The 25,496-nt window shown below is 43.1% G+C and carries 21 protein-coding genes and 1 tRNA gene; 15 read left to right on the forward strand and 7 right to left on the reverse strand.

Annotated features, from left to right (window positions below):
- The 3 genes from LYNGBM3L_RS01800 to rfbD form a co-directional block, all read left to right on the forward strand.
- Nucleotides 1–355 (forward strand): alpha/beta hydrolase (locus LYNGBM3L_RS01800; RefSeq protein WP_008178347.1); only part of this gene is annotated, 355 nt, incomplete at its 5' end.
- A gap of 383 nt (nucleotides 356–738) precedes the next feature.
- Nucleotides 739–1,284, forward strand: coding sequence for a dTDP-4-dehydrorhamnose 3,5-epimerase (gene rfbC / locus LYNGBM3L_RS01805; protein WP_008178350.1), 546 nt, complete (start codon nucleotides 739–741; stop codon nucleotides 1,282–1,284).
- Complete coding sequence (gene rfbD / locus LYNGBM3L_RS01810; protein WP_008178352.1) at nucleotides 1,281–2,171, forward strand: dTDP-4-dehydrorhamnose reductase; 891 nt, start codon at nucleotides 1,281–1,283, stop codon at nucleotides 2,169–2,171. The genes rfbC and rfbD overlap by 4 nt, the downstream gene beginning before the upstream one ends.
- Here the strand turns inward: rfbD and LYNGBM3L_RS42630 are convergent.
- Nucleotides 2,156–2,332 carry a hypothetical protein gene (locus LYNGBM3L_RS42630; RefSeq protein ID WP_154659650.1) on the reverse strand — a complete coding sequence of 59 codons (177 nt, stop codon included), beginning with the start codon at nucleotides 2,330–2,332 and terminating at the stop codon, nucleotides 2,156–2,158. The genes rfbD and LYNGBM3L_RS42630 overlap by 16 nt on opposite strands.
- Nucleotides 2,333–2,469: 137 nt before the next feature.
- Between LYNGBM3L_RS42630 and LYNGBM3L_RS01815 the strand changes: the two genes are divergently transcribed.
- Both LYNGBM3L_RS01815 and rfbB read left to right on the forward strand, forming a co-directional pair.
- Nucleotides 2,470–3,543, forward strand: coding sequence for a glucose-1-phosphate thymidylyltransferase (locus tag LYNGBM3L_RS01815; RefSeq protein WP_008178356.1), 1,074 nt, complete (start codon nucleotides 2,470–2,472; stop codon nucleotides 3,541–3,543).
- Nucleotides 3,544–3,800: 257 nt separating this feature from the next.
- Nucleotides 3,801–4,898: a dTDP-glucose 4,6-dehydratase gene (rfbB, locus tag LYNGBM3L_RS01820; protein WP_008178360.1), complete on the forward strand. Its 1,098-nt coding sequence runs from the start codon at nucleotides 3,801–3,803 to the stop codon at nucleotides 4,896–4,898.
- 848 nt (nucleotides 4,899–5,746) lie between these two features.
- Here the strand turns inward: rfbB and LYNGBM3L_RS01825 are convergent.
- Nucleotides 5,747–6,160, reverse strand: coding sequence for a CU044_2847 family protein (locus tag LYNGBM3L_RS01825; RefSeq protein WP_008178361.1), 414 nt, complete (start codon nucleotides 6,158–6,160; stop codon nucleotides 5,747–5,749).
- A gap of 297 nt (nucleotides 6,161–6,457) precedes the next feature.
- Between LYNGBM3L_RS01825 and LYNGBM3L_RS01830 the strand changes: the two genes are divergently transcribed.
- From LYNGBM3L_RS01830 to LYNGBM3L_RS01845, 4 genes are all read left to right on the forward strand, one after another.
- The gene (locus LYNGBM3L_RS01830; protein ID WP_008178364.1) at nucleotides 6,458–9,475 is read left to right on the forward strand and encodes an nSTAND1 domain-containing NTPase; all 3,018 of its coding nucleotides are present in this window, start codon (nucleotides 6,458–6,460) and stop codon (nucleotides 9,473–9,475) included.
- Between the two features lie 3 nt (nucleotides 9,476–9,478).
- The gene (locus LYNGBM3L_RS01835) at nucleotides 9,479–10,528 is read left to right on the forward strand and encodes a hypothetical protein (protein WP_008178367.1); all 1,050 of its coding nucleotides are present in this window, start codon (nucleotides 9,479–9,481) and stop codon (nucleotides 10,526–10,528) included.
- Nucleotides 10,529–10,590: 62 nt separating this feature from the next.
- The gene (locus LYNGBM3L_RS33545; protein WP_008178369.1) at nucleotides 10,591–11,586 is read left to right on the forward strand and encodes a hypothetical protein; all 996 of its coding nucleotides are present in this window, start codon (nucleotides 10,591–10,593) and stop codon (nucleotides 11,584–11,586) included.
- Nucleotides 11,587–12,975: 1,389 nt separating this feature from the next.
- A complete protein-coding gene (locus LYNGBM3L_RS01845; protein ID WP_008178371.1) occupies nucleotides 12,976–14,136 on the forward strand; it encodes a mechanosensitive ion channel family protein in 1,161 nt (386 codons plus the stop codon).
- Nucleotides 14,137–14,257: 121 nt separating this feature from the next.
- Here LYNGBM3L_RS01845 and LYNGBM3L_RS01850 read toward each other — a convergent pair whose 3' ends face one another.
- Together LYNGBM3L_RS01850 and LYNGBM3L_RS01855 are read right to left on the reverse strand one after the other, a co-directional pair.
- Nucleotides 14,258–14,572, reverse strand: a complete 315-nt coding sequence (locus LYNGBM3L_RS01850) for a hypothetical protein (RefSeq protein ID WP_008178373.1) — start codon at nucleotides 14,570–14,572, stop codon at nucleotides 14,258–14,260.
- 290 nt (nucleotides 14,573–14,862) lie between these two features.
- Nucleotides 14,863–14,934: transfer RNA gene (locus tag LYNGBM3L_RS01855), tRNA-Val, on the reverse strand.
- Between the two features lie 60 nt (nucleotides 14,935–14,994).
- On the opposite strand from LYNGBM3L_RS01855, the gene LYNGBM3L_RS01860 reads away from it, so the two are divergent.
- The 3 genes from LYNGBM3L_RS01860 (at nucleotide 14,995) to LYNGBM3L_RS01870 (ending at nucleotide 17,112) form a co-directional block, all read left to right on the forward strand.
- Complete coding sequence (locus tag LYNGBM3L_RS01860; protein WP_008178375.1) at nucleotides 14,995–15,600, forward strand: metal-binding protein; 606 nt, start codon at nucleotides 14,995–14,997, stop codon at nucleotides 15,598–15,600.
- A 311-nt stretch (nucleotides 15,601–15,911) separates the two neighbouring features.
- Nucleotides 15,912–16,751, forward strand: a complete 840-nt coding sequence (gene mazG / locus LYNGBM3L_RS01865) for a nucleoside triphosphate pyrophosphohydrolase (RefSeq protein ID WP_008178377.1) — start codon at nucleotides 15,912–15,914, stop codon at nucleotides 16,749–16,751.
- 160 nt (nucleotides 16,752–16,911) lie between these two features.
- Nucleotides 16,912–17,112 (forward strand): hypothetical protein, encoded by a 201-nt coding sequence (locus LYNGBM3L_RS01870; protein WP_008178378.1) that lies wholly within the window; start codon nucleotides 16,912–16,914, stop codon nucleotides 17,110–17,112.
- 174 nt (nucleotides 17,113–17,286) lie between these two features.
- On the opposite strand, the gene LYNGBM3L_RS01875 is transcribed toward LYNGBM3L_RS01870, so the two are convergent.
- Nucleotides 17,287–18,858 carry a YcjF family protein gene (locus tag LYNGBM3L_RS01875; protein ID WP_008178381.1) on the reverse strand — a complete coding sequence of 524 codons (1,572 nt, stop codon included), beginning with the start codon at nucleotides 18,856–18,858 and terminating at the stop codon, nucleotides 17,287–17,289.
- Nucleotides 18,859–19,160: 302 nt separating this feature from the next.
- On the opposite strand from LYNGBM3L_RS01875, the gene LYNGBM3L_RS01880 reads away from it, so the two are divergent.
- Nucleotides 19,161–19,682: a DUF937 domain-containing protein gene (locus LYNGBM3L_RS01880; RefSeq protein WP_008178383.1), complete on the forward strand. Its 522-nt coding sequence runs from the start codon at nucleotides 19,161–19,163 to the stop codon at nucleotides 19,680–19,682.
- Nucleotides 19,683–19,705: 23 nt separating this feature from the next.
- Here the strand turns inward: LYNGBM3L_RS01880 and LYNGBM3L_RS01885 are convergent, their stop codons facing one another.
- Nucleotides 19,706–20,731: an Hpt domain-containing protein gene (locus LYNGBM3L_RS01885; RefSeq protein WP_008178385.1), complete on the reverse strand. Its 1,026-nt coding sequence runs from the start codon at nucleotides 20,729–20,731 to the stop codon at nucleotides 19,706–19,708.
- 260 nt (nucleotides 20,732–20,991) lie between these two features.
- A complete protein-coding gene (locus tag LYNGBM3L_RS01890) occupies nucleotides 20,992–22,209 on the reverse strand; it encodes an RNA-guided endonuclease InsQ/TnpB family protein (protein WP_044492011.1) in 1,218 nt (405 codons plus the stop codon).
- A 436-nt stretch (nucleotides 22,210–22,645) separates the two neighbouring features.
- Here LYNGBM3L_RS01890 and LYNGBM3L_RS01895 point away from each other — a divergent pair, with 436 nt between their 5' ends.
- Complete coding sequence (locus LYNGBM3L_RS01895) at nucleotides 22,646–23,311, forward strand: pentapeptide repeat-containing protein (protein ID WP_008178389.1); 666 nt, start codon at nucleotides 22,646–22,648, stop codon at nucleotides 23,309–23,311.
- A gap of 123 nt (nucleotides 23,312–23,434) precedes the next feature.
- The gene (locus LYNGBM3L_RS01900; protein ID WP_044492012.1) at nucleotides 23,435–25,435 is read left to right on the forward strand and encodes a DICT sensory domain-containing protein; all 2,001 of its coding nucleotides are present in this window, start codon (nucleotides 23,435–23,437) and stop codon (nucleotides 25,433–25,435) included.
- Nucleotides 25,436–25,496 lie beyond the last annotated feature (61 nt).

Genomic DNA, 25,496 nt, shown 5'->3' on the forward strand with positions numbered 1-25,496 from the left:
ACGAGTGAGCACTGGCGTGCCCCTATCCCGCACCATTCTGAGTGGATTTTCCCAAGGCGGAGCCATGACATTAGATGTAGGGTTGACCTTGCCAATAGCAGGCTTAGTATCCATGAGTGGCTATTTACATAGCCGAACCCAACCTCCTACAGGCTCATCGTTACCAGCAATTTTGATAGTTCATGGTAGACAAGACGAGGTTGTACCGTTAATGGCTGCTCACAATGCTAGATATACTCTAACTGGTTTAGGGATACAGGTCAAGTATCAAGAATTTGACATGGGACATCAAATCATCCCAGAGGTAGTAGTGCTCTTTCGTAATTTTGTTCTTGAAGTAATGGGTAATCGGTAATCTGAATGACTTTTCGTTAATTTAGTTTAGTAAATTTAATTTTTTCGATAGTTTACACCATTCGCCTTTACGAAATCCTGATAGCAATTTTAAATTCAGTAGAATACAAAAGTTCGTCAGATTAAGCCTCGATCGATCTTCCCCATCTTGCCATCCCTCCCTTTCTACACAACTAGGTGTAGTCTACTTGAGTGCAGACTACTATTATAATTACTCCCCTATCAATCTTGTTTTCAATTAACAGACTACTAGGGAGGAAAGTGTCAAGCTGAGATATTTCACAAAAAGTTTACAAAGTATTGAAATTCTTTCAGTGTAGATAACACAAACTTGATGAGGAGTTGGTCACTTTAAGAGGCTTAGCTAATCAACCAGAGAACTGTATGAACGTTATTGAAACCAAAATACCCGAAGTCTTAATTCTTGAACCCCGTGTCTTTGGTGATGACCGTGGTTTTTTCTTTGAAAGCTACAATAAACGAGTTCTAGCAGATAAAGCTGGGATCACCGCTGAGTTTGTCCAGGATAACTATTCCCGTTCAGCCCAAGGGGTGCTTCGAGGATTACACTACCAGATTCAGCAGCCCCAAGGTAAACTGGTGCGGGTTTTACTCGGAACTATATTTGATGTGGCAGTGGATATTAGAAAAAGCTCCCCGACCTTTGGACAGTGGGTTAGTTGTTTGCTGAGTGCAGAAAATAAACAACAAATCTGGATTCCAGCTGGATTTGCCCACGGATTCCTGGTAGTCTCTGAATTCGCTGAAGTTTTATATAAGACTACTGACTTCTACGCTCCTGATCACGAGCGGACTATTGTGTGGAATGACCCTGACCTAGCCATTCATTGGCCTCTGACCGACTCTCCCAGTCTGTCGGCTAAAGATCAAGCGGGTAAGTCTTTCAAAACAGCCGAGGTTTTTGCATGAAAAAAATCTTACTCACTGGGATTACTGGACAAGTGGGTCAAGAGTTGGAAGATACTCTGAGTCCCCTAGGCCAAGTCATCGGTGTGGGGCGCAGCGATATGGACTTAGCTGAGCCAGAGAGTATTCGTCAGGTAATTCATCAGATTAAGCCTGACGTGATTGTCAATGCAGCGGCTTACACGGCTGTGGATAAAGCAGAGACAGAACTGGCACTGGCTAAATCGATTAATGCTGTTGCTCCAACCATCATGGCAGAGGAAGCTCAGAATTTAGGAGCCATCCTGCTCCATATTTCCACCGACTATGTGTTCGATGGCAAAAAAAATACTCCTTACACGGAGCAAGACACTCCTAATCCCATCGGTTCTTATGGTAAGTCGAAACTGCAAGGGGAAGAAGGGGTGCAGCAAAAATGCGATCGCATTCTCATCCTTAGGACTGCTTGGGTTTATGGTACTCGTGGTCATGGCAACTTTGTCAAAACCATGTTACGACTAGGGGCTGAGCGAGAAGAGCTTCGGGTGGTAGCGGATCAAGTGGGTACTCCTACCTGGGCTAAAGATATAGCAGTAACCATTACTCAACTTTTGCAAGCAATGGATTCTAATCCAATGCTAGGAGGAATCTATCACTTCACCAACACTGGTGTCACCAGTTGGTATGACTTTGCCGTTGCCATCTTTGAAGAAGCCAAACTGCTGGGCTTCCCCTTAAAATTGCAGCGAGTTGTCCCAATTACTACCCCAGAATACCCCACTCCCGCTCAGCGTCCAGCTTACTCAGTTCTCTCAAACCAGAAAATATCCCAAACCTTGGGAAGCTATCCGCCCCATTGGCGTCAATCTTTGAGGCAAATGCTAGCAGAACTTTATCAAAAGCTTGGGTAATTGCTATAAGCATAGGGAGTAGGGAGTAGGGAGTAGGGAATCGGGCATCGGGCATCGGGCATCGGGCATCGGAAAACAATCCTGTGTACCTGATTAGTATGAGAACCGCTATAGTTCAAGTTCAACCAAACAACCTGCCAACCAAACAACCAAACAACCAAACAACCTTCAACCTACCCTACGGGAACGCCAAGGGCGAACAACCTTCAACCTACCCTTCACCGAATGCCAAGGGCGAACAACCTTAATAATTCATATTTCATATTTCAGACTTTATAGTGAGGATTTCATATAGCTTATGAAAGCACTAATTCTTTCTGGGGGAAAAGGCACTCGTTTACGTCCCCTAACTTATACTGGTGCCAAACAGTTAGTACCTGTTGCTAATAAACCAATTTTGTGGTATGGGCTTGAAGCCATTATCGCTGCTGGTATTACTGATATCGGTATTATTATCAGTCCTGAAACTGGGGAAGAAGTTAAGGCTAAAACAGGAAATGGCGATCGCTTCGGAGCTAACATTACCTATATCCTCCAAGACCAACCCTTAGGACTTGCCCACGCCGTTAAAGTCGCCCAACCCTTTCTCGGAGATTCTCCCTTTGTAATGTACTTGGGAGACAACTTGGTTCAAAGTGAACTGAACTTATTTGTCGAGAATTTCCAGAACAAAAATCTGGATGCCCTGACCCTGCTACGGGAGGTAGATAATCCTACTGCCTTTGGTGTTGCCAAAGTCGATGAATTCGGGCGAGTGTTGCAGCTAGTAGAAAAACCGAAAGTTCCTCCTTCTAATCTCGCACTGGTAGGTGTTTACCTATTTTCCCCTGTTATCCATCAAGCAATTGCTAACATCCAGCCTTCTGCTAGAGGGGAACTGGAAATTACCGATGCGATTCAATACTTGATTGATCAGCAAAAAAATGTAGAAGCTTTTCAAATCAAAGGTTGGTGGCTGGATACTGGGAAAAAAGATGACTTGTTAGCTGCTAACCAGATTATTCTAGATACTTGTCTAGAATCTGCTGTTGATGGTGAAATTGACTCCGAAAGTCGAATTAGCGGACGGGTACAGATTGGTAAGGGGTCTTATATTACTAATTGTACCATTCGTGGTCCAGTTACCATTGGGGAAAACTGCCATCTGGAAAACTGCTTCATTGGTCCATATACTAGCATTGCTGACCAAGCTACTCTCTTAGATGCTGACATTGAGCATAGCGTGATTCTAAAAGGTGCTAAATTAACGGGGATTCATCAACGAATTGTTGATAGTTTAATTGGAGAACGAGCTCAAGTTAAAGCTGCACCCCAACATCCAAAAGCTTTACGATTCATGATTGGTGATGACTCTCAAGTTGAACTAACTTAAGGTAATAATTCAGCGGTCAGCCGTCAGCGATCAGCGGTCAGCTGAAAATAAACCTTGAACGATCGAATTTAATAATTCGATATTAATGAGAATTGAAGGTCTGGGTAAAAGCCATTGGCCAATGGCTGATAGCTGATAGCTGATGGCTGAATGCTGATAACTGATAGCTGAATGCTGAATGCTGATAACTGATAGCTGATAGCTCAATGCTTACTTTTCTACTAACCCATTGAAGCACTAACCCACTCAAACTAATCATGAATTCTTTTGAACAAAAATCCCTGACTACTAGACAACCTCGCCAATTACTAGTAACAGGTGGTGCAGGATTTATTGGCTCGAATTTTGTTCATCACTGGTGTGAACAGTACCCAGGCGATCGCGTGGTGGTACTGGATGCTCTGACCTATGCTGGCAACCGGCAGAATCTGGCCGGTCTGGAAGACAAAGCAAATTTGCGGTTTGTCCAGGGAGACATATGCGATCGCATTCTAGTAGACCGCCTGCTTCAGGAAGAAAGCATCGACACTGTCGCCCACTTTGCTGCTGAATCCCATGTTGACCGCTCCATTTTAGGACCCGATGCTTTTATCCGCACTAATGTGGTCGGTTCCTTCACCCTACTAGAATCCTTCCGGCAACAATGGCAAAATCAAGGACAACCAAGGGATTATCGCTTCCTCCATGTTTCCACGGATGAAGTTTATGGCAGTCTAAGTGCTGATGACCCAGCCTTCTGTGAAACCACACCCTATGCCCCCAACAGTCCCTATTCTGCTTCCAAAGCTGGCAGTGACCATCTTGCCCGCGCTTATTACCATACCTATGGGGTTCCGACTATTATCACCAATTGCTCCAATAACTACGGACCCTATCATTTTCCTGAAAAATTAATTCCCCTGATGTGCATCAACATCCTGTTGGGCAAATCTCTACCGGTCTACGGGGATGGACAAAATATTCGAGATTGGCTGTATGTGGGTGATCATTGCCGTGCTTTAGATGTGGTGATTCACAAAGGTCAACCAGGAGAAACCTATAACATTGGTGGCAATAACGAAGTCAAAAACCTAGACCTAGTTCACCAGATTTGCGAGCTGATGAATGAATTAGCCCCTGATCTACCGGTTGCTCCAGCACAACAGTTAATTACCTTTGTCAAAGACCGCCCAGGCCATGACCGTCGCTATGCTATTGATGCGACTAAAATTAAAACTGAACTGGGTTGGGTACCAACAGAAACCTTAGCAGGTGGCCTACGTAAAACTATTGAGTGGTATCTCAGCAATCGGGATTGGTGGCAACCATTGCTATCCCAAGAGTATCAAGCTTACTATCAAAAAGTTTATGCCTAGAAGGATGTTCGCGTAGCCTGGCCAAAAGGCCAAGGGTTAGGTACCCTCGTCCTAGGTTTTAGGGAGTAGGGAGTAGGGAGTAGGGAGTAGCGATGCAGTGTGGTCAAGACCGCTTAGGTGCGCTTTCCGTAGACGAATTAAATTCGCCACGGGTCGCACCTCTGCATCGCTTTTTAATAACACCAAAAAATCTTCCGAGCTTTTTCCTACTAGGACTTAGAGAAAATTAGCGGTGAGATACTGCTCAAAGCTATTATAGCAATCCTAAATCATTTGTAAAATCAGCAAAATCTGTAATCGTTGCTGGGCAAGGGTTATAGCGAACGCTTTGGCCAATATATTTCACGAATCATTTAGGACTGCTATAGTACAAAAGGTACCCTTAAGGGTACTGTCAAGTCTATGTTAAATCAGACATTCTATATAATGTGTTGATTGAAGTAGAGTACACAAATCGGCTTTGGAAACAAGTTTACGGAATGTGATTTTCCGTAGGAGACGCTACGCGATCGCATTCCAGCCGGTTTAAATGCTAATTTGCCCCCGTTAAACCCTTGCTCTGAAAGGGTTTGGGGAAATAGGGGGAAGTTCAGCTATAAGATAATAATCCTCATCTCATGCCTGAACTTCCCCCACATAGAGTCCACTTACATTCTCGAACAATGAATCAATTAATCCAAAAGACCTACACCACAACAGATGTGGCTTCACCTCAAGATAGCCTAGATACTTTTACAAAACTTTACAATTTGTTCTGTTTTCCACGTATTTCGGCATACCCCCATCAGGACTTATCAATTCCTTGGTGTACACAAGTCAATAAACAAATACCTTGTTAAGAAGTAAAATCAGTCAGTGTTATTAGGAAATGAACACTCTGCAGTAATTTTTATGTTACTTTTAGCTGTTCCTTTTGTTATATAAGGAATTCCTGCTTCACCACCGATTTCAATACCAAATTCTAAAGTAACTTTGTTCACATTAACTTTGTCCACATTGGCAATGGCAACTTTTCTAAATGAGTTCAATGTATGGATAGTGTAAAAATAGATTGTCTTTTGAATCTCTTGAAACTTTTTCACCATTAGCTTGGGGGGATTGCCTTTGTTTATTTGTTTTTTAATTGGTTCTTCTTCATCGTCTTCAGCTTCTTCTGACTTAGTTAATGGTGTAGTATCTTCTGAATAACCATCCACATTTTCTGTAGCTTCTATATAGATAACAATGCCTTCTTCTGGGCTAAATGGTATAATTTTACTCACTATAACAAGTCCTTATTTACAACTTTATAAAATTTACAAAAATTTCTGAGTTAACTTAGTCATAAAGTTACCAAATTAAGAAAAGTTTTAATAAATATGAAACGGGACGGAACGTCCTCGTAACAGCTTATAAAGACCTCCTGATTCGTACCTTTGAGAGTACTGTCATAGCCCTACCTATGAAAAAAATTAGACTTTTCACTCAACTTGCTCCGGAAGATGGGGTGGTAGCTTACTATTATACTAATATCTTAGTAGAGTTTGTTGATCTAGACGAGAAAATAGATTTTCTTTATTATGAGCCGGGATGCCTTGGTAGTTGGAATTAATTCCTACAAAGAATTTGAACGGTTGGAATCCCCTGCCAAAGATGCAGAAGCGATCGCTAGTTTGTTAGAGGAGTACGGCGACTTTAGAGTACGACGGTTACCAGAAGCTAAAAAAGGCGGTGCCATTCGCGTTTCTCGGAAATTTCCAGTTTCTGTGAAGGATTTTGAAGAAGCAGTTCTAAAACTATTCCTACCAGAGGCAAATTATATCCCGGATACAGCACTTTTGTATTTTTCCGGCCATGGGTGGCTTAAACCTTTAGGAAGCCTTCAAGAAGGGTTTTTGGCTACAAGCGATTTCAATCCCAATCTATCAAATTACGGCTTGTCACTGAGAACATTGCGCTGGATACTTCAAGAAAGCCGAGTTAGACAGCAGATTGTCTGGTTGGACTGTTGCCATAGTGGTGCATTGTTCAATTTTCAAGAAAACCTCAAGGAGGCAGATCCCGGCAATCTGGGTGAAGGGCGCGATCGCTCTTTCATTGCGGCTTCACGGGGTGATGAACCTGCCTATGCCCAACTTGGTAGCGAACACAGTCTTCTGACCGATGCTCTGCTAAAAGGACTCGATCCTAATCGGCAACCTGATGGTTGTGTAACCAACGACACTCTGGTAAGTTTTATTGATCAGGCATTGAAAGGAGCGCCTCAGCGTCCTATTTTTGGTAACTCTGGTAGTCAGATTATCCTTACCGGTAGAAATCCGGTTGAGTTTGAGCATCAGGTCACAGAAGGTGTGTGTCCTTACAAGGGCTTGTCCTATTTTGACTTCAATGATGAAGACCCTAAATATTTCTACGGTCGAGAAAGACTAACTGACCAACTAGTGGAGCAAGTGAGAAAGAAAAATTTCCTGGCTGTAGTGGGAGCCTCTGGTAATGGTAAATCTTCCGTCGTCAGGGCTGGCTTGCTCTATCAACTCAAGCTAGGAAAGAAGATATCTGGTAGTGACCAGTGGTCAATTTACATTTTCAGACCTGGTGAGCATCCACTACAGAGTTTAGCAAAGGTATTTCTAGAACCAAACCAGTCAACTGTTGACCGTGCTCACCAGTTAAGTAAAGCTCAAGATTTGATTAACTCAGGAGCAATTGGGTTAGGGCAACTGATCGATGCCAATGAAGCAAGTCGTGTGGTGTTAGTAGTAGACCAGTTTGAGGAATGTTTTTCCCCTAGTTGCGATAGCGTTGAACGTCAGCAGTTTTTTGAGTGTCTTTTGGGTGCTGTTGAAAACTCAAATAATAAACTCTGTCTAGTGCTGACAATGCGAGCAGACTTCTTTGGCAAATGTTTTGAGCAAAACTATGCCGGATTAGCTGGGAAAATTCAAGACAATCTGGTGGCAGTGACACCCCTCAACCACGATGAATTGAAGGAGGCGATTACTGAACCTGCCAAGCGGGTAGGGCTAGAAGTGGAGGAGGAACTGGTAACCCAGATGATTAAAGACCTGGAAGATTCCCCTGGTAGTTTGCCCCTACTCCAGTACACACTGACAGAACTATGGAACAAACGAGCTGTCAATTGGCTAACCCTCTCAGCCTATAACCGATTAGGTGGAGTTAGGGGAACTCTGCAAAAACGAGCTGATGAAGTCTATAACTCCCTTTCCCCAGAGGAGAAAGAAGCTGCCAAGCGAATCTTTTTGGAACTAACCCAGTTGGGAGAAGGAACCGAGGATACGCGCAGGCAAGTTTTTAAACGGGATTTAGTCAGTGCCAAACAATCACAAGAGCTAGTAGAGGAAGTACTTCAAAAGTTAGCGGATGAAAAATTAGTAATCACTAACGAATTACAAGAGAAAGCATCCGAGTCGGGTAGGGTTGCCGTTGTCGATATTGCTCACGAATCTTTGATTCGCCATTGGCCTCGCTTGGGTAGTTGGGTAGATAAAAACCGAGAAGCTCTGAGAAAAAAGCGTAATATTGAGAAATCTGCCCAAGAGTGGCTCCAGCAAGAAAAGCGTGAAGAATTAGCCTATCTGCTACAAGGATCAAAGTTGGCTGAGGCAGAAGAATTTCGACAACTTTATACCGACAGCATTTCACTGTCGAGCGTTGCTCAAGAATTCATTTTGATTAGTCAAATAGAACGCGATCGCCAGCATAGACAAGAGCGGTTACGTAAGCGTTGGAAAGTAGCTACTGCTATTGCCTTTCCGGTAATAATTACAATTTCTGCCCTAATTTTTGCGATACAGGAAAATAGGTCTCAGGAAGCTCTTGAAGCTGTTTTCTTGGACACAGATACAACGAAAATTATCAAGGCTTTGCCTCGTGTCCTGAATCAAGCCCGTGAACACAAAAATCGAGTAGATAATTTTGAGAGTGCAGATGATATTGAAGGAGCAATTGTCTACTATAGCAAGCACCAGCGTGACATTGATCAAGCCTTTGCCTACTACCGCCAGATTGTGAGAGCTACTGGCAGGCTAAAAAAGCAAATTCAGAAAAATCCTGAAAGTCTTGAAGATACTTACCAAAAAATCGATGAAGCCTTCAAAGAGGCTGAGGAATCCTTGGCAGCAATGATTTTAAAATACAGAATTCCTGAATTGAAAAAATATCTTTTTATGAAGCCCAATCCGGAATTTGGGGAGCTTTTAGCGAACACTAAGAAGACAGATTTTGAAAACCAATACACAGAGGGGGCTTTACGGACTACCTACGAAATTGTGATGCTTAACTCTGGTGCAGGAGCAGATCTAAATAATGACAGCCACATCAGAGACCAACAGGAAGCAGATCAACTTCCCTGTAAAGTCTTGAAAGAGATTGAGCGATTGTGGCGTGAGGCTACTGGAAATCGCTGTGGTTGGTATGGTCCCCAAGATATATACATGAATCCTGACTGCCGTGAACTCGACATCAATTCAAGCACACTCACAATATCAATTTTTGATTTTGATTCCGTTGATGCTGTAGAAAAAAGGTTCAGGTACTGCGGAATTCTGTCTCCAAAACCTTTAGCATTAGGAGGTTAATCTATGACCTGGTTAAAGTCTCTGCTAAGAAGCACCGCGAAGGTTCGTAATCATACTCATAGTTGGACTCTGGTCTTTTTATTAATTCCGATTTTTACTCTGGTAATCTCTATTAAGAGCAGTGCAAACAATCTTGGTACACAACCAACAATTGCGGCTTTTAATAAATGGAATGGCTACGTCAGAATGCGTCGTGGAAAGGGTCAAGCCACACGTATCAATGCAAATTCTCTTCTTAGGAGTAATACTGATGTTCTGGAGGTTCCTGGTAGTAATGCTGGAAATGAACACTGGGCTCATCTTCAGTTCAGGTTAGGTTTATCTACTGTTTTTCCTCTAGTGCAAGCTGGAACTGACTCTAGTTCTACCAAGTATCGTTTTCCTTGCTATTACCAAGAAGGTGTCGTAGTAATTGGTTGGGGACTTGGAAATAGTCGAGATAATGCCTGTGAAAGGATTACCATTGACTCGACGGAATGGCGGTCTAGTGTTAGTGACAATAACGTCGCTCAGAAATCAAGGCTTCACAAAGGTTCAAAGGATACTTTTATTGCTCAAGTTGATGCGGGTCAATTGACTATTGACCACATAGGCGGTTCGACCTTGATCTATATCCACCAGAACTTCGGTAGAAGGGTGGTTGATGTCCTTGTAGGTTCTGTTAGGGTCAGATCCGCAACTGGTTCACCGATCATTGTGCGAGAAGGTATCAGGTATACTGACGCCAGTGATGGCAGAAGAGGGTCTACAAATACTGTACCGGAAGAGGTATACAACTCACGACCCATTCAGATTTTCCTAGACCCTAATAACTGGTCTCAGGATATCCGTCCTCAAATAGAAGATTTCCAACAAGTCTTAGATTCTACTCAGAACAAACCCCGAGATGATGGAAATAGAATCAGATCAATTCCTGATCGGAACCCCCCCAATGATCCTGACCCTGATCCAACCACACCTATAAACCCAACACCAACCCCAGAAACAACTACTCCTCCTAGAAACCCAACACCAACCCCAGAACCAAATACTCCTGGTAACATACTTGGGTAAATTGCAAATTATAACGATTTTTTTTCACAATTTAAATTGCTCAATTAAATTAACATTGTCTTATGCTGAATTTCAATCAATTCTGGAGCAAACTGCTCCATAAAATTCCATCAATTGGTAAATTCTTTATGCTCATGGCTTTGAGCAGTAGTCTGGTTTTGATGTTTTTTTTAACACCCTCAATAGCACAATTTACTCCGCAACAGCAATTACCAACTGAAGAGGGTTCTGAAACACAATCTTCACCTGAAATAGGATGGGAGTTTTTGGGTAGCCGAGAACTCAATCAAACAGAAATTACAGAAATTGAGTACGAAGGTGAGTGTCCAGGTAATAAATCATTCTATCGGGAAGCTAGGTTTACCTCAAGTGAAACACCTCCAGCTCCTGGCAGACGTGTAGTTGTGAGAACTGTGACCAGAGGAGTGGCTAGTGACCCATATCCTTACACCGACAGAGAGTATGATCAGGGTAGATCTTCAGAAGCTACAAGGATGGCTTTTGGAACAAGGCATAGTAGTAGAAAACTCCACGTTTTAGATGGAGATAATGAATTTGAGTACGAAATTAAAGAAGGCGATAGTATAATTGACTCTGGAGTTTTCACTGCTGTAATTGAAAAATTAGCTGATGTCAGACGACGAGATGCGGAGTCTAGTACGGAATCTGTTTGTATGAACTCAGAAGTTCCTAACTATTTGTGTGCTGATATCAGGACTCGTACTGAGTACACATGTCCGGGTAGCAGCCGGGTTATCCGAACAGTCTTCGAGCCAAATAACACTAAAATTACTACACTTATATCTAATCAGACTCCCCTCTCCGTAAAGTTTTGGATAAATGATACGATACAAACATTGTCATCAGGAAAGCACAACATGTATACCAAGAACTTTTTAACAATAGAGTTTACATCTTGCTATGTACGAAGAGGGCGTAGAATCAATCCTGAAGAATGCACTAACCAAACCATGAGTCTGCAACCAGGTAAACGATACCGGTTTAAACTCTCTAAATTAGACTCTGGATTCCTTAATCTAGAGGATTTTCCACGCTAGTAATAGTTCTTCAGGGTAAACGGATCTTATCAATAAACTGGGGATAGTTTTCAATGCAGTTTACACATATAGTGTTTTTAATTTAGGCAACACTATATATATATAGGACTCAGAAAATTAGATGCGTTTACCCTGAGGTAGCAGGTTGGTTAGGCGCTGCTGCTGGTTCTTACCTTCTGGATCTGTAGAATTGATTCCTGTTTAAAGCGCCATAGTTTAGGAATTTCCATAACGCTATCTTGCTCCTTGTAGTAGTATCCACAAGGGCACTTTTTTTTATTTTCATACACCTCCTACACCCCCCATATCTCCCATATCTCCCACACTTCCTTCTCTTTCCCTGTGCCCTTGTAAATGCTATAGATGATATCCATTGTAGATAAAGGGATAAACTATCGAATTTTATATCATCATATTTTTTTTTATCCAAACTTGATATAGTTAAAGTTTTAGTTATTTTACCTTAAAATTTATAAATTTTAGCTGAGTTAGATATAAACTGATAGTCGAGACAATAATTAAGTACGAACTACTAAGAGTTGATTGAAATATTAATTATTTAAATTCAAGGGAAAACTATGGAGATTTGATAGGTTAGTTGATGGTGTTAGTTTTGGAATGGTTAACAGGCCATTTTTTTTATCAAAACTATTTGAAGATAACGTATTTTTAACAAAAACTTTAGGATTGCTATATCAGTATTATATAGCGTTTTAAAACGATTGGAAAACTGAGAATATCTTATTTGATTTTACTATAAAAATCTGGAGCTATTGCCTATTGTCTATTGCCTTTTTCCACAATCTATGACTTGACAACTCCTTTGAAAACGCTATAGCTGGATTCTTGATTCCTTGAATCGTAGTTTCTACGTCCTCTTACTTAAGCAATTACTACGTTAATTGATAATACATTTATGATCAGTGTTATTACTATAGTTGGTATTGTTTTTTTTCGATTATACTGAAGTGTCTTACCTTTAAATAAAAGCTAATAACTTCTTAGAGGATATCTGAAAAGTTTTTTGATACTGAATTTTGCCCCCCTAGCCCCCCAATTCTGGGGGGAACAAGAATCAATTTGCGGCTAAAAGTCCCCCGAGCGAGGGATTGCTCGCTCGGGGGATTTAGGGGGCTTTGATGTAGCAAATGAGACTTCTCAGACAACCTCTTAGTTAGGATTCATGGAACACAAGTTATTATCTACCTTGATAAAACTCTGACTAGTTTTTATAGAAAAACATTAACTAATAACTAGTCTTTAAATACCATGCGATTTGAGCAAATTTTACCTATTATTAAGTAGTTTTGTCCTAGTGCAAATCTAAGTTTAATAACCACTGCCAACTAGGTAGATGGAGCTCTCTGCTGTTCTATTTTAGTCAAAACTATGGAAAACCTTATCAACCTAATCAAAGAAAGGATATTTGATTCCGACTTCCAGCTCGGCAACATCCCTCTTTCCACGATAGTTATTATGGTGATCATCCTCCTACTCACCCAAATATGTCGAGGTTTGTTCACTGCCATAATCATTGACAGAATTGAGCGTCTGACTAGCGCTACAGAAACTACCCTAGACGATGAGTTTATTAAGATTCTTAGGGCACCATTAGGCTGGCTAATTTGGCTGGCTGGATTATGGCTAGTACATAGTGTTGCGGCAACCCATCTTAGTCCTGAACAGAATCAGAAAATCCCCGAGATGCTCTTTGTGAGCGCTCTGTTCATTGCCACCTATATTCTTTACCGTGCTGCTCCACTACTGGGGGAGCTGCTAGCGGGATTGGCGGCACACACTGAAACTGAACTGGACGATTTGTTCGTCCCCTACTTCCCAAGGCTTTTTCAGACAGCAGCAATCCTGATTGCTGTGATTAAAGCCAGTGAGATTTTGTTGGGGACATCGGCCGGTGCACTGATCGGTCTAGTCGGTGGTGCAGGTGTTGCCTTAGGTTTGTTAATGAAAGATATTATCTATGACTGGTTTTGTACGGTGATTATCTACGCTGATGGTCTCTATAAACCCGGTGACTGGGTAGCAGTGGACGGAGTCAATGGTTTTGTTCAGATCGTCAGTATTGGTCTAAGAAGTACACAGCTTCGTCTGACTGAGTGGGGTTCTATCAAAAAAGTTCCCAATTCTAAAATGATTGCTGGCGTTGTGGAAAATTGGTCCCAGAAGACTGGCGATACCTTTGAGTGGGGCATAAATTTAACTCTGAAAGTTGATGGAATTTCGGCTGAGCAAACTAGCCGCATTTGTCAGGCTATTGAAGATAAAATTCCGTCTATCGATGGCTTGCATAAGCAGAACATGTTAGTTTTATTTTCCCACATTGAAGAGAATGCTCGTGTGATTATAGTTAGGGTATTTGTGATTGATACAAACCTATACATTGCTGCCCAGCAAAACTTGAATCTAGCCCTATTAGAAATCCTGGAAAAAGAGGAGATTGATCACCTGCATGTTGAGCTGGAAAAGCAACTTCAAGACTACAAACAGGTGAAGGAAAATGGCTCTCCTAGTGTGGCTATGATAAATTTTTAGAAAATAATCCCTACAAAGCTTACTAACCAACACTTATAGCGATCGCTAGTAAGCATTCAGCGGTCAGCGGTCAGCGGTCAGTCGTCTCGATTAGCTGACGTAACTCAGATTAAACAAATGGTTACCTGTTTTCTTCAAAAGCACCTGAAGTAGCGATGCAGCGCCACCAAAGCGGGTTTCCCCCACTCGCGCTTTGCATCAAGACAGCGTGGCCGTAGGGCATTAACTGAATGGTAATAGCTAATAACTGATAGCTGAATGCTGATAGCTGAATGCTTACGATCCCTACAAGCCATTTGTGTAAAAATGGCTTTTCATTGTCTTGATGCCGCCCCTCCTCATGAGCGACTGCATCAAGATAGGGATTCCCGACAACAGAAGAAAAAAAATATCCATTGAGGAATAAATTCGTAAACCGATACTTTTTAGCTACCAAAGTCTACCAAGATAGACCAAGGCCCGCCAATGCAAGATGCAATAGCATCCAGGGGGTATCTCCGCGCTTCTCTGACGGAATATCCCGCGAGCGCCATAAAAATGTCAACAAAGTTGGTTCCACCGGGATTACAGCGCAACTATTAAACCCTTGGTTTTCGGCTTTAATTTAAGTTACATAATAATCCCTGTCGGTGTTACCCTAATTTAAGTCTAACAAATAATAAGAGTTTTTGGTAGACTCTGCGACATTTTTTCTAGCTGTTTACTAACCTTGGAATTTGACGGACATGGGCAGTACTGGATTCGAACCAGTGACGTCCTGCTTGTAAGGCAGGCGCTCTACCGCTGAGCTAACCGCCCGTATGCAATACTTACTTACTATAGCATATTTTTCCAAAGACGACAACAACTATAAAAAATATGTCCTCTGGCTATATACATGATCGCATAACCTTGTGGAGTTTGCCAGTAGTCACGGTTTTGAGCCTGGTAGTAACCCGGAGTAGTGATTTGACCTTGATTGTAGCTGGAGGGTTCCTGTTCGGTGGCTTGATGTTTAGCCCTGATTTAGATCTATACTCTCGACCCTTTAAGCGTTGGGGCTGGTTGCGCTGGATTTGGATCCCTTATCAGAGGATGGTGCCTCACCGTTCTATTTTTTCTCATGGACCAGTGATTGGGACAATTTTGCGACTGCTTTATCTAGCCAATTGGATTGTCTTGTTTGGGGGTGTGGGATTGCTGGTGTTTCAGCTATTCCAAGATGAACCGGATCGTTGGCTGGAGCTGATTCAAGGGCTGGGGGGTAGGGTGTGGGAATATCGTACCTGGTTGATGGCCTGTGTGGTGGGATTGGAGTTGGGTGCGATCGCGCATTTTGTGAGTGATTGGGGAAGTTCGGCTTATAAGCAGTTTAAAAAAGGGGGGATCACGGGGTTATGGTCTGGCAAGCAAGGGAGGAGCAAGGCCAGGGGTGCGGGTAAGACAAAACCACAAAGACCCAAAGCACGCAAAAGCAAGAGGTAAGCATATGCGCTACGCGCAGGCTACGCCAACAGCTATCAGCTGTCAGCCCTCAGCTAATCAACGGTCGGTAGTAAACAAGGTGGGGGGTGCTGGTACGGCTGGTTGAAAATCCCTGCTCGCTTTACTAATCCGACCCCGTACAGTTAAAGCGCCTGAAAGCTGATAGCACTTCAAGTAGCGTGGGCATAAGCTGATAGCTAATAGCTGATAGCTGATACGCGACACGCTGATAGCTGAATGCTTACATAAAATTTGGCATTGGTGCTGGATTTCGTTAAGAATAATTAAGTTGCGTTTCGCTTTTCGGTTTTATGTGTAGTTCCCCTCAACAAGCTCAGCCAGTTAATCAGGTGTCGATGTTGGCCGCTTTGCAAGAGTTGATTGATGTAGTAGCCAGATTGCGATCGCCTGAGGGTGGTTGTCCTTGGGATTTGGCTCAGACCCCTCAATCCCTAATTCCTTATGTAATTGAAGAAGCTTATGAAGTAGTGGATGCAATTCGCAGTGAGGAGCAAAATGCGATCGCAGAGGAGTTGGGTGATTTGTTATTGCAGGTAGTTCTGCAAGCTCAAATTAGTAGTGAGCAAGGTCAGTTTACCTTGACCGAGGTAGCTCAGGGGATTACTCAAAAGCTAATCCGCCGTCATCCCCATGTTTTCGGTGATGTCGAGGTTGATAATGTCGAGGAGGTGCGTCAAAACTGGGAGGACATTAAGGCAGCAGAGAAAGGAGAAACCATTGCGGATAAGCAATTATTGAGTCGTAAACTGAGTCGCTATAGTAAAACCATTCCCCCTCTAATGGCTGGGATGAAGATATCGAAAAAGGCCGCTAGTGGTGGGTTTGAGTGGGATAATGTTGAGGGAGTTTGGGATAAGTTTCACGAAGAATTGGCAGAGTTTCAACAAGCACTTGAACAGGACGATAAAGCCCACCAGGAAGCAGAATTGGGAGACGTATTGTTTACTCTGATTAATATTGCGCGTTGGTATGACCTTGACCCTTCAGCTGCTTTGCAGGGAACCCAGGGAAGGTTTATTGAAAGGTTAGCGCAAGTCGAAGCATTGGCTGAGCGCCCACTGTCTGATTACACCTTGGATGAGTTGGATGCTCTGTGGCAAAAGGCTAAAGCACTCTTAGCTCAGAAGTAGGGTCTCCTTAGAAGCATTCAGCAGAAGAAAAGACCCACGCTTAGTGGAAGTAGAAAGTGGGTGCCCAAGCAGATTTGATATTACAGGGGGTATAGCCCCACATCCCCAAGCTCCGGAAAAAGGTTAAAAATATAAACAACAGCCATTACCCTATAGTATAATGTTGGCTCCAGTTCGTCTTATTCCCGGTGCTATACCAGAACTATTTGCTAAAGTTAGCAGCTCTGGAAAAATTACTCTTGCTGATCGATATGGATTGATGGCAGCACTATTGGAGGATTCACTCACCTCCGAAGAGAGAGACTCCATCGACAGATTGCTCCACGCTGTACATCGGGGCAGGGTGAAACTTGCTACCTAGTGCATATACTATAGGTAGTAGATGCGTCTACTTAAGAAAACGATATAGAAAACAATAGATAAAAAGAAATCCCCCATTGATGTGAGGGGCATGGGGGGCTGGAGAAAACATTGAATCTACTCTATTTCATTAAACAAGAATTTGAGTCGATTTGATAGGCATTCTGGCTGTAGTTTAGGATTTCCTGCCTTTGTCCTTGATTTCGTCCCTTTCATCGATTGGTGATTGGGCTTCTGATTTTCCGGTCAGAGGTTGGACCACTTTTGCGATCGCTTCACTGACAAAAGCTTTAATAAACTCATCCCGCTGGTTTAACTGAAACTGCTTTTGGACTACTTCACTCATCCCTCCATCTCCCCAGTCTTGGTCATTGCGGAAGTATTCAATAAAGCTTTTCCCAGCAATTCGGATCAGATAAGCAGCAGTTACCCCCTGAATGGCTTTGCCGACAACATAGGTGGCAAGATTCAGTCTTAGTGTAGTGCTAAGGATTTGAATCGCTCCCTTGACAATACCCAAACTAGCTAAAGTTTTTCCCAAGGATAGGGCTAATTCCCTACCCCGTTCCATATTCAGTTCACAGCCGTAGATTTTGCCAATTTCGACTACCATTTGGGCATTTACTGCTGCAGTTGCTAATAAATCCACCACAGGTAAGGGAGTCAGAGAAATTACACTGGCCCCAATCCACTGGAACCGTTCCACCACTTTCTCTGCTTCTCGCCTGCGCTGCTTGTCGAGGATGTGTCGAGCTTCTTGGCCTAAGCGCTGGGATTGTAACAGAATGTTATCAGCAATCAACTCTTCTCCCTCTGCTCTTAATACAGCAGCTAAGCGACGGATTAAGGGCAAAATTTCCGGTTCAGGTTGGCAAAGTTGACCATTTTCTAGGGTAACAGGCTGGGGATTGGCTGCGATCGCAACTACATCTGAAGCAGGAATAAAGCCCCTTACTCGCTGGCGCAATCGTGCTAGAACCCTTTCTGAGTCTTGTTCCGTGTACAGGTCAATTTTATTGAAGACAAGAAGCGATCGCTTCCCAATCTGTGCCAATTTTTCGAATGGATCATACTCTGAGTGTCGTAAATCGTTATCCACCACAAACAACAACAAATCCGCTTCCGTTGCCAAATGTCGTGCCCATTGCTCTCGCTGAGTGCCAACCACACCAGATTCTAAAATTCCTGGTGTATCAGTAATCAGAATCGGGCGTTCTAATCCCTTCAGCTTTAGTTTGTAGGTTTCCCCAACCTCCGTCGTTCCCATGGGCGCACCCACTTGACCCACCATCCGACCAATCAAAGCATTCACTAGAGAGGTTTTGCCCGCTGAACCAGTACCAAACACTACCACTAACAGTTCCCCACGGGAGAGGATAGCTTCAATTTCTTCAGAGCGGCGCAGCATCGCTTGCCGTGACACTTCATCCTGAATCTGTTTGACCTGTTGCCTTACTGCTTTAAGGGTTTCTTCTGCTGCTTCGGTTTTCACCTCGGGGGCTTTAGGTTCCAGACGACCCTTACCTGGCCGTTTCCGGGATTTACCAAATAACCCCATGGTGTAGATTAAGGCCCATATTAGTAGCCCTAGCAAGGTAATCACCAACAGGAGCAGTAAATTAGCCAGTAGGGGAGCAGTAAAGGAAATTTGGATATACAGTTGGTACAGACCATTAATCAACCAAAGCATTAGCCCCAGAATAATAATGAGACCAATAATTAGGGTTAGTAAGCGTGGCAGGGGCATGGAAGATACGAGAGGTTTTAATTATTAATGTTAGAATATCCGACAAGAATTCCCCGATCTCCATCAGCCCGATCCGCTGTCTAATCACCTCTGTGTATAAGACCTGTAATAAGTGTGGATTGAGGCAACAGTGCAGGAGACAGAAAGCCCTAGCTAACTCGAAGGGTGTAGTGGAGGAGACTTCACATTAAGTAGTCAGCTATCAGCTATAGTGGGAAACTAAATCAGTAATTTATAATTGATTTTGGAAATAACTGTTTAAATCTGAATAAATCTGACTGTTTAAATCTGTAAAAAAAACAATGAGCTTATTCAATACTATTCTCAGTGCCATTAATAGTCCTACACAACAAGCTAGTTCTAGTCAGCTAGGGGATATTCTGGACACGGTACAGCAGTTGAGTGGTAACCATCACACCAATCCCTCAGCCGTGCAATCTGCTACCTCAATTGTAGGTAAGTATGTGCGTTCAGCCCTCCAACAAAAGCGCACAAGTGAAGGAGATGAGCAGGTACAAGCACTAGTTAATCAATTTGGTGGCATTGGTGCTAGTTCTCAAGTGGTCAATATGCTCTTTAGTGCGCCTCAGATCCAGGAGCTTGTTGGAGAAATTACTAGCAAGACAGGCATTAATGCTGGTATCATCCAAGCTATGCTACCCACCCTAGTCCCCGTGGTATTGAATTTCCTCAAGACTGGCACCAATATTGAGAATCCCCTTGGTTCTAATTCTGTACTCAGTGGCTTTCTAGATGCTGATGGGGATGGGGATGTGGATATTTATGATGCCATGCAGCTGGCATCACGGCACTTAGGAAGATAACCAAAAAACCCAGCTTGTTGGCTCTAGGAAGAAGCACGAGTTGCTGGAATCAGTAACTTAACCAGTTTTGACAGCTGGGGTTTATCAAAGGCTTGGATGAGTACCTTGGCAGCGGCTTTTGGTTCTAGCACAATCGTAATTTCCTTACCCTTAGTGGTTCGGCTTCGCCCAGTAGCTCCTACAGCTGCTAGTTTTTGGAGTCCTGAACTTGGAGCGATCGCAGCCGCTGCCTTTCGTAACTCCTCTAGATTACCCTGTGCTGCTTGCAACTGGTCACTAGCTTCCTTGAGTTCTTTGATTACTAATGGTGCTAACTGGATATAGGAGTTTTTAGGATTTGCGATCGCTTTATGGCAAACTCCCACTAATTTATGCCAACTACCAATCCCAGCCCCCAGTTTAGCCAGACGCTTACAAAGCTTTTGAAGTTGTTGGCGATTGGTTGGTGTGGAAGATTGTTTAAACAGCTCTAGCATATCTTTAAGCAGGCTAATCACCTTCGGCCCAAAGTCTGGGGGAAATTTTCCTTTTGCTGAAGAAGAAGCTTTGCTAGTCGAAACTTGATCAGAACGAATTGCTTTTTCAGCAGCAGAGCTAGAAGCCATTGCCGCTGGTAATTGACTCTCACCACTGACCAAAGTTTTGAGATAATTCTGTAATTGTTCAAAGCCTGGCTGAGCTGCTTTTAGAGTTTTTTCTGCTTCACTTTGCTCAAACCCAAACGGTCCTTCCAACAGATCAATCAAAGCTTTGAGGGTATCATAACTCTTTAAAAACAGAGTCTCCAGCTGTTGATCAACCTGAATCTTATTCTCTTGAAGTACTTTGAAAGAATCTTCTAAACGATGGGCAGTCTTTTGAATACTTGTAAACCCCAACATGGCCGCCCCGCCTTTAACAGAATGAGCAGCGCGAAACAATTCATTAACCGTCTCTGGTTCATTGACCACTGAGCCCAGATTTAACAGTCCCTGTTCAATGGTTTCCAGGTGTTCTTTCGCTTCTTCAATGAAATAGCCTAAAATCCTTTGCTGATTCCCAGCTTCCACGGCAATTTTTCCTTATCAGAACGGCTAATCACAACAGATTGATGATAATCATCAGAGCAACATTCGATCTGGTCAACGCAGTTTTAAAATTAGTAGACCATAGCGTTGGTTACAGCAACAGCTTATTCTGAGCTTACCCCAAATCAGCTATTGGGCTATCAATGGTGAAAACTGCTCTTAGATCTTCAGTTGGATCTCTATTGTGGCATCCCACACCAAGTCAGCAAAGACTTTACGCGAGCGTGAACTACCCCAACCTACTACGTAGAGGTTGGGGCTTCCAGTTTCACGGAAGAACGCCTTAGCTTAGACGGACGCCCTCGCTTTGGTCTTACTTCTTCTCCACTGGCGTTGACCTCCCCCGTCCCAGAGGAGGATAGCATTCTGATACCTTCTGCTCTAATATTCTTGGCCGCATTACGGTCTCTATCGTGATGAGTGCCACAACTTGGACAAATCCAAGATCTTACATCTAGCGGCAACTCTTTGATTCGGTAATGACAATTAGAGCAGGTTTTAGAGCTGGGAAACCACCGATCTATCTCGACCAGTACTTTTCCTTCTTTTTCGCATTTATAAGAGAGGAAATTTACAAAAGTTCCCCAACTCAGATCAGATATTGCTTTAGCTAATTTATGGTTACGAACCATGCCCTTGACATTTAGGTTTTCAACTACCACTACCTGGTTCTGGTCTACGATTTTCCTAGATAGTTTATGAAGGTAGTCTTGGCGGACATTTCCAATACGTTCATATACCTTAGCTACAATCTTTCTAGCTTTCCTTCGCCCGCTACTTCCTTTTTTTTTGCGGGCAGCAATACGTTGTTTCCTAGTTAGCTTCTTTTCGTATTTAGCTAAATGTTTAGGATTTCCAAATTTAGAAGTCTTTTCGCCATCGTAGGTGATCGCAAAATCCTTGATACCCAAATCAATACCAATTACTTTCCCTTCCTTAAATAGTTTCACATCTGTTAATTCGTATTCTATCAAAACAGAAGCGTAATACTTACCAGAAGGGTCTCTGCTGACTGTTACAGTTTTGATATCCCCGTCTAGTGGCCGATGAATTCTTGCCTTGACAGTTCCTAGCTTTCCAGGGAACTTAAGGCAGTTACCCACTTGTTTGACATTTTGAGGGTACTGAATTGATTGGCGATGATGATATGACTTGAATCTAGGATATTTTGCTCTGCCTTCAAAAAAATTCTGATATGCACGACTAAGGTTGAGACTTACAGATTGTAATACCTGGGAGTAACAGTCCTTTAGCCATTCAGTCTCTTTTTGTTTTTTGAGTTTTGGCAGCATGGAATTGAGCGCAGATTGTTTTAGTCCTTTTCCAGTTGCCTTGTAAGTTTCTATGCACTGATTTAGTCCATAGTTCCACCACCAGCGAGCGCATCCAAAATGCTGAGCTAATATTTGAACTTGCTCTTGTGTGGGATAAATTCTTACTTTGATGGCTTTATGTCTCACTGCACTCAACCTTATTATCGACCTCTATTACTATTATAGAGATTTCGCAGTAAGGCGTCAACCTTTGCAGTAAAATTCCTGAGTCGCTATCCATCCTAGAGACGCGCGCCTTAGTAGAGTGGAGCCTTAATCAAACAGTTTTAACCCTTTTTACCATAGCCGACCAACCATAAAGGCTCCACTCTACTTACGGTAACTTCAACACCCTGTAAGAGGGTGGGGAATTCCGCTATTTTTATTAAAAGCACAAGGAATAGCTAGGGTTAGCTTGAAGCCGACACTTACCTGTTCGGATAAGCTTCATATTGTATCACCAATCGATTGCAGGCACCGATAAGAATAGCTTATCTCTAGATAAAACTTCCAAATATAACATAATCCTTTACATACAAAAAGTATTCTTAACATTATGTTACATTAAAAGTAACACTATGTCATGTTGGCGCGGCTGCCAGCTATGGATACCCCAATGGATACTAATGAGCTTCTAGAGCGTTATTCAGCAGGTGAGAGGGATTTCCGTGGAGTAGATCTCCAGCAAATCAACCTCAGTGAAGTCAATCTTACTGGAGTAATTTTCAGACGAGTCAACCTAGCTGATGCCAACCTGAGTCTCGCGGTTTTACAGGAAGTCAACCTGAATCAGGCAAATCTGACTGGAGCGAAACTGTGGCGAACTAATTTGAAAAAAACCTCTCTGGTGGAGGCTAACTTGAGTCAGGCATTTATGATTCGGGCGAATCTCACTAGAGTAAACCTGCGCCAAGCCATTCTAACCCGAGCCGATTTAAGATTAACCATTCTTCAGGATACCGATTTGCGAGGAGCCAATTTAACCAGGGCAGACCTGCGCTACGCTGACTTAAGAGGGGCTAACTTGACTGGTGCTTGTCTGCACCAGGCAGACTTGACTAGGGCAAATCTGTGTGATGCTGACCTTTCTCAAGCAAACTTGAGTGGAGCAATTTTGAGTCAGGTAGATTTGAGACGGGTTACTCTCTCAAATGTAGATTTGGGTCAAGCTGAGCTTTCTGGGGCAACGGTACCAGATCAACTGACTAGTGAATATTCAAAATTCCAAAAGCTAACAGCTAACAACTAATAAATAATCCCTTGATCAAAAGGGTTGGTTTGATCACAAGGGTTGGTTTGATCACAAAGGTTTGTTGAGGTAAAACTATCCCCCTCATGAGTGGAGTGGGACTAATTAGGGAGGGATTTCTAGGTGAACAATCCGAATTCGTTACTGGGAGATTTACGGCAAGAGTTACCACATCTGCGCTGCCAAATGTACTTCAAATCTTCCTTGACAGCTCTTTCTCATGCCATGGAAGACCTCGTGCTAGCAGTGGATGACTCTCCCTTGGTGATTGCCAATTTCCAGCATGAGAAGTTTTATCGTCAGGAAGTCCACCGCTATCAGCGAATTGCCCAACGTACAAACCAAGTTTATGTGTTGGCGGCACCAGAATCCGAGTCTGGCTTTGCTGTGGTTGAAGAATCCTTAGAAACTATCCCCTTAGGCCCAAATGATGGTCTTGCCCAAGAGTGGCACCTGGTGATTTTGGCGCAGAAGTATACAGCTTGCCTAATTTGTCGAGAACAACTGACACCAGCAATTTCCATGGATCAGGCGCGCAGGTTTGAGGGATTTTGGTCCTTTGACCCCCGAGTTACCATTCATGCTGCTCGATTGTTACTCGGACGGATTGCTAGTTATCGACCAGAACTAGCCCCAAAAGTGGAGCAGGTATGGCAGCACTATGGTTTGACTACAGAAGTCCCAGAGCAAACATTGTTGCTGACCAGTGCAGGGATTGATATTAGTATTTTTGCCCAGCGGCTAGTAACTTATCTGCAAGCGAGTCAATATAAGCTCCTGAAAGCTTATCGAGTCCTGACCACCAAAGAAAGCAAGGAGCGTCTGATTAATACTATCACCGCCACCATCCGTCGCTCCCTCAATCCCCAAGATGTTCTAGCAGCGACAGTAAAGGAGTTAGGAAACACCTTTAATTCTTGCCGTTGCCTGCTTTATCGCTGTAGTCCTAGTGACCAGCAAGCAAAAATTGAGTATGAATCGGTTGCTACTGGTTTACCGTCCCTAACCGGACAAATGTGGTCGTTAGCAGATAATCCTCTGATTCAAGTCGCTCTAGCTCAGGAACGAGCCATTGCCATTGCTGATGTCACTAAGGCCCCCAATTTACACAATAATCTAGCTCTCAGGACAACTATTCAAGGTTGGCAGATTCGATCTTGGTTACTGGTACCAATACACTATCAAGGAACACTGCTGGGGATGCTGGAACTTCACCATGGCGGTTCGGAACCCTATAGATGGCTCGAAGACGATATTGATTTAGTAGAAGCGATCGCAACTCAAGCTGGGGTAGCCTTGAATCAAGCCCAAGCTTATACTGACTTAACTGAACTCCATAACCAACTAGAAGCCCTAGAACGAACCCGCAATAATCTGATTGCTATCGTTGGTCATGAATTACGAACTCCCTTATCAACTATCCGAGTTTGCCTAGAAAGTTTAGAGAGTGAACCAGAAATGCCAACGGAGTTTCGGGAAACTATGCTTGATACGGCGTTAACCGATGCCGAGCGCATGCGTAAACTGATTCAAGATTTTCTCACTCTCTCTAAGTTAGAAAGTGGTCAGACCTGTCGTTACCCGGAATCAATCCAGATTATCGAAGTCTTAGACTTGGCTCTTTCTGCTCTGAGATCGATTTGGTCACCAGAGACTCTACCAGAAATCAACGTTAAACTACCCTCTGTCTTACCTACAGTCTTAGCAGATGGTGAAGGGTTGGTAGAAGTCTTAACCAAACTCCTAGACAATGCCTGTAAGTTTACTGAGCCAGGGGGTAAAATCACTATCCAAGCCCAAATTAATGAAACTCAAGCAGAGTCGATAGGATTCTTCACCAAGAATCGCCGCCATAATCCCATGTTAGAAGTAATTGTAGCGGATACTGGTAGGGGCATTGAACCCAGTCAGCTAGACGCAATATTTGAGAGTTTTTATCAAGAGGAAGATTCACTCCGACGCACCGTTGGTGGCACAGGTCTTGGTCTAGCTATCTGTCGTCAGATTATTAAAGGTATGGGTGGAAAAATTTGGGCTGAGTCTGAGGGGAAAAATCAAGGTAGTCAATTCCACTTTACCATTCCATTGGAATCATCCCAAACCTTGTTGACTGTTGACTGTTGATCTTCAACCGCCTAACTTTCAATTTTTTAGAATTTAGAATTTAGAATTTAGAATTTAGAAT

The sequence above is a fragment of the Moorena producens 3L genome (genome assembly GCF_000211815.1).
Lineage (GTDB): Bacteria > Cyanobacteriota > Cyanobacteriia > Cyanobacteriales > Coleofasciculaceae > Moorena > Moorena producens.

What these genes read in the sequence shown, in the direction of transcription:
- LYNGBM3L_RS01895 (WP_008178389.1), top strand. Translation starts at nt 22,646, where the DNA reads ATGTTGGCGCGGCTGCCAGCTATGGATACCCCAATGGATACTAATGAG.
- LYNGBM3L_RS01880 (WP_008178383.1), top strand. Translation starts at nt 19,161, where the DNA reads ATGAGCTTATTCAATACTATTCTCAGTGCCATTAATAGTCCTACACAA.
- LYNGBM3L_RS01830 (WP_008178364.1), top strand. Translation starts at nt 6,458, where the DNA reads ATGAGCCGGGATGCCTTGGTAGTTGGAATTAATTCCTACAAAGAATTT.
- LYNGBM3L_RS01875 (WP_008178381.1), bottom strand. Translation starts at nt 18,858, where the DNA reads ATGCCCCTGCCACGCTTACTAACCCTAATTATTGGTCTCATTATTATT.
- LYNGBM3L_RS01870 (WP_008178378.1), top strand. Translation starts at nt 16,912, where the DNA reads ATGTTGGCTCCAGTTCGTCTTATTCCCGGTGCTATACCAGAACTATTT.
- rfbD (WP_008178352.1), top strand. Translation starts at nt 1,281, where the DNA reads ATGAAAAAAATCTTACTCACTGGGATTACTGGACAAGTGGGTCAAGAG.
- LYNGBM3L_RS01860 (WP_008178375.1), top strand. Translation starts at nt 14,995, where the DNA reads ATGTCCTCTGGCTATATACATGATCGCATAACCTTGTGGAGTTTGCCA.
- LYNGBM3L_RS01815 (WP_008178356.1), top strand. Translation starts at nt 2,470, where the DNA reads ATGAAAGCACTAATTCTTTCTGGGGGAAAAGGCACTCGTTTACGTCCC.
- LYNGBM3L_RS01845 (WP_008178371.1), top strand. Translation starts at nt 12,976, where the DNA reads ATGGAAAACCTTATCAACCTAATCAAAGAAAGGATATTTGATTCCGAC.
- LYNGBM3L_RS33545 (WP_008178369.1), top strand. Translation starts at nt 10,591, where the DNA reads ATGCTGAATTTCAATCAATTCTGGAGCAAACTGCTCCATAAAATTCCA.
- rfbB (WP_008178360.1), top strand. Translation starts at nt 3,801, where the DNA reads ATGAATTCTTTTGAACAAAAATCCCTGACTACTAGACAACCTCGCCAA.
- mazG (WP_008178377.1), top strand. Translation starts at nt 15,912, where the DNA reads ATGTGTAGTTCCCCTCAACAAGCTCAGCCAGTTAATCAGGTGTCGATG.
- rfbC (WP_008178350.1), top strand. Translation starts at nt 739, where the DNA reads ATGAACGTTATTGAAACCAAAATACCCGAAGTCTTAATTCTTGAACCC.
- LYNGBM3L_RS01835 (WP_008178367.1), top strand. Translation starts at nt 9,479, where the DNA reads ATGACCTGGTTAAAGTCTCTGCTAAGAAGCACCGCGAAGGTTCGTAAT.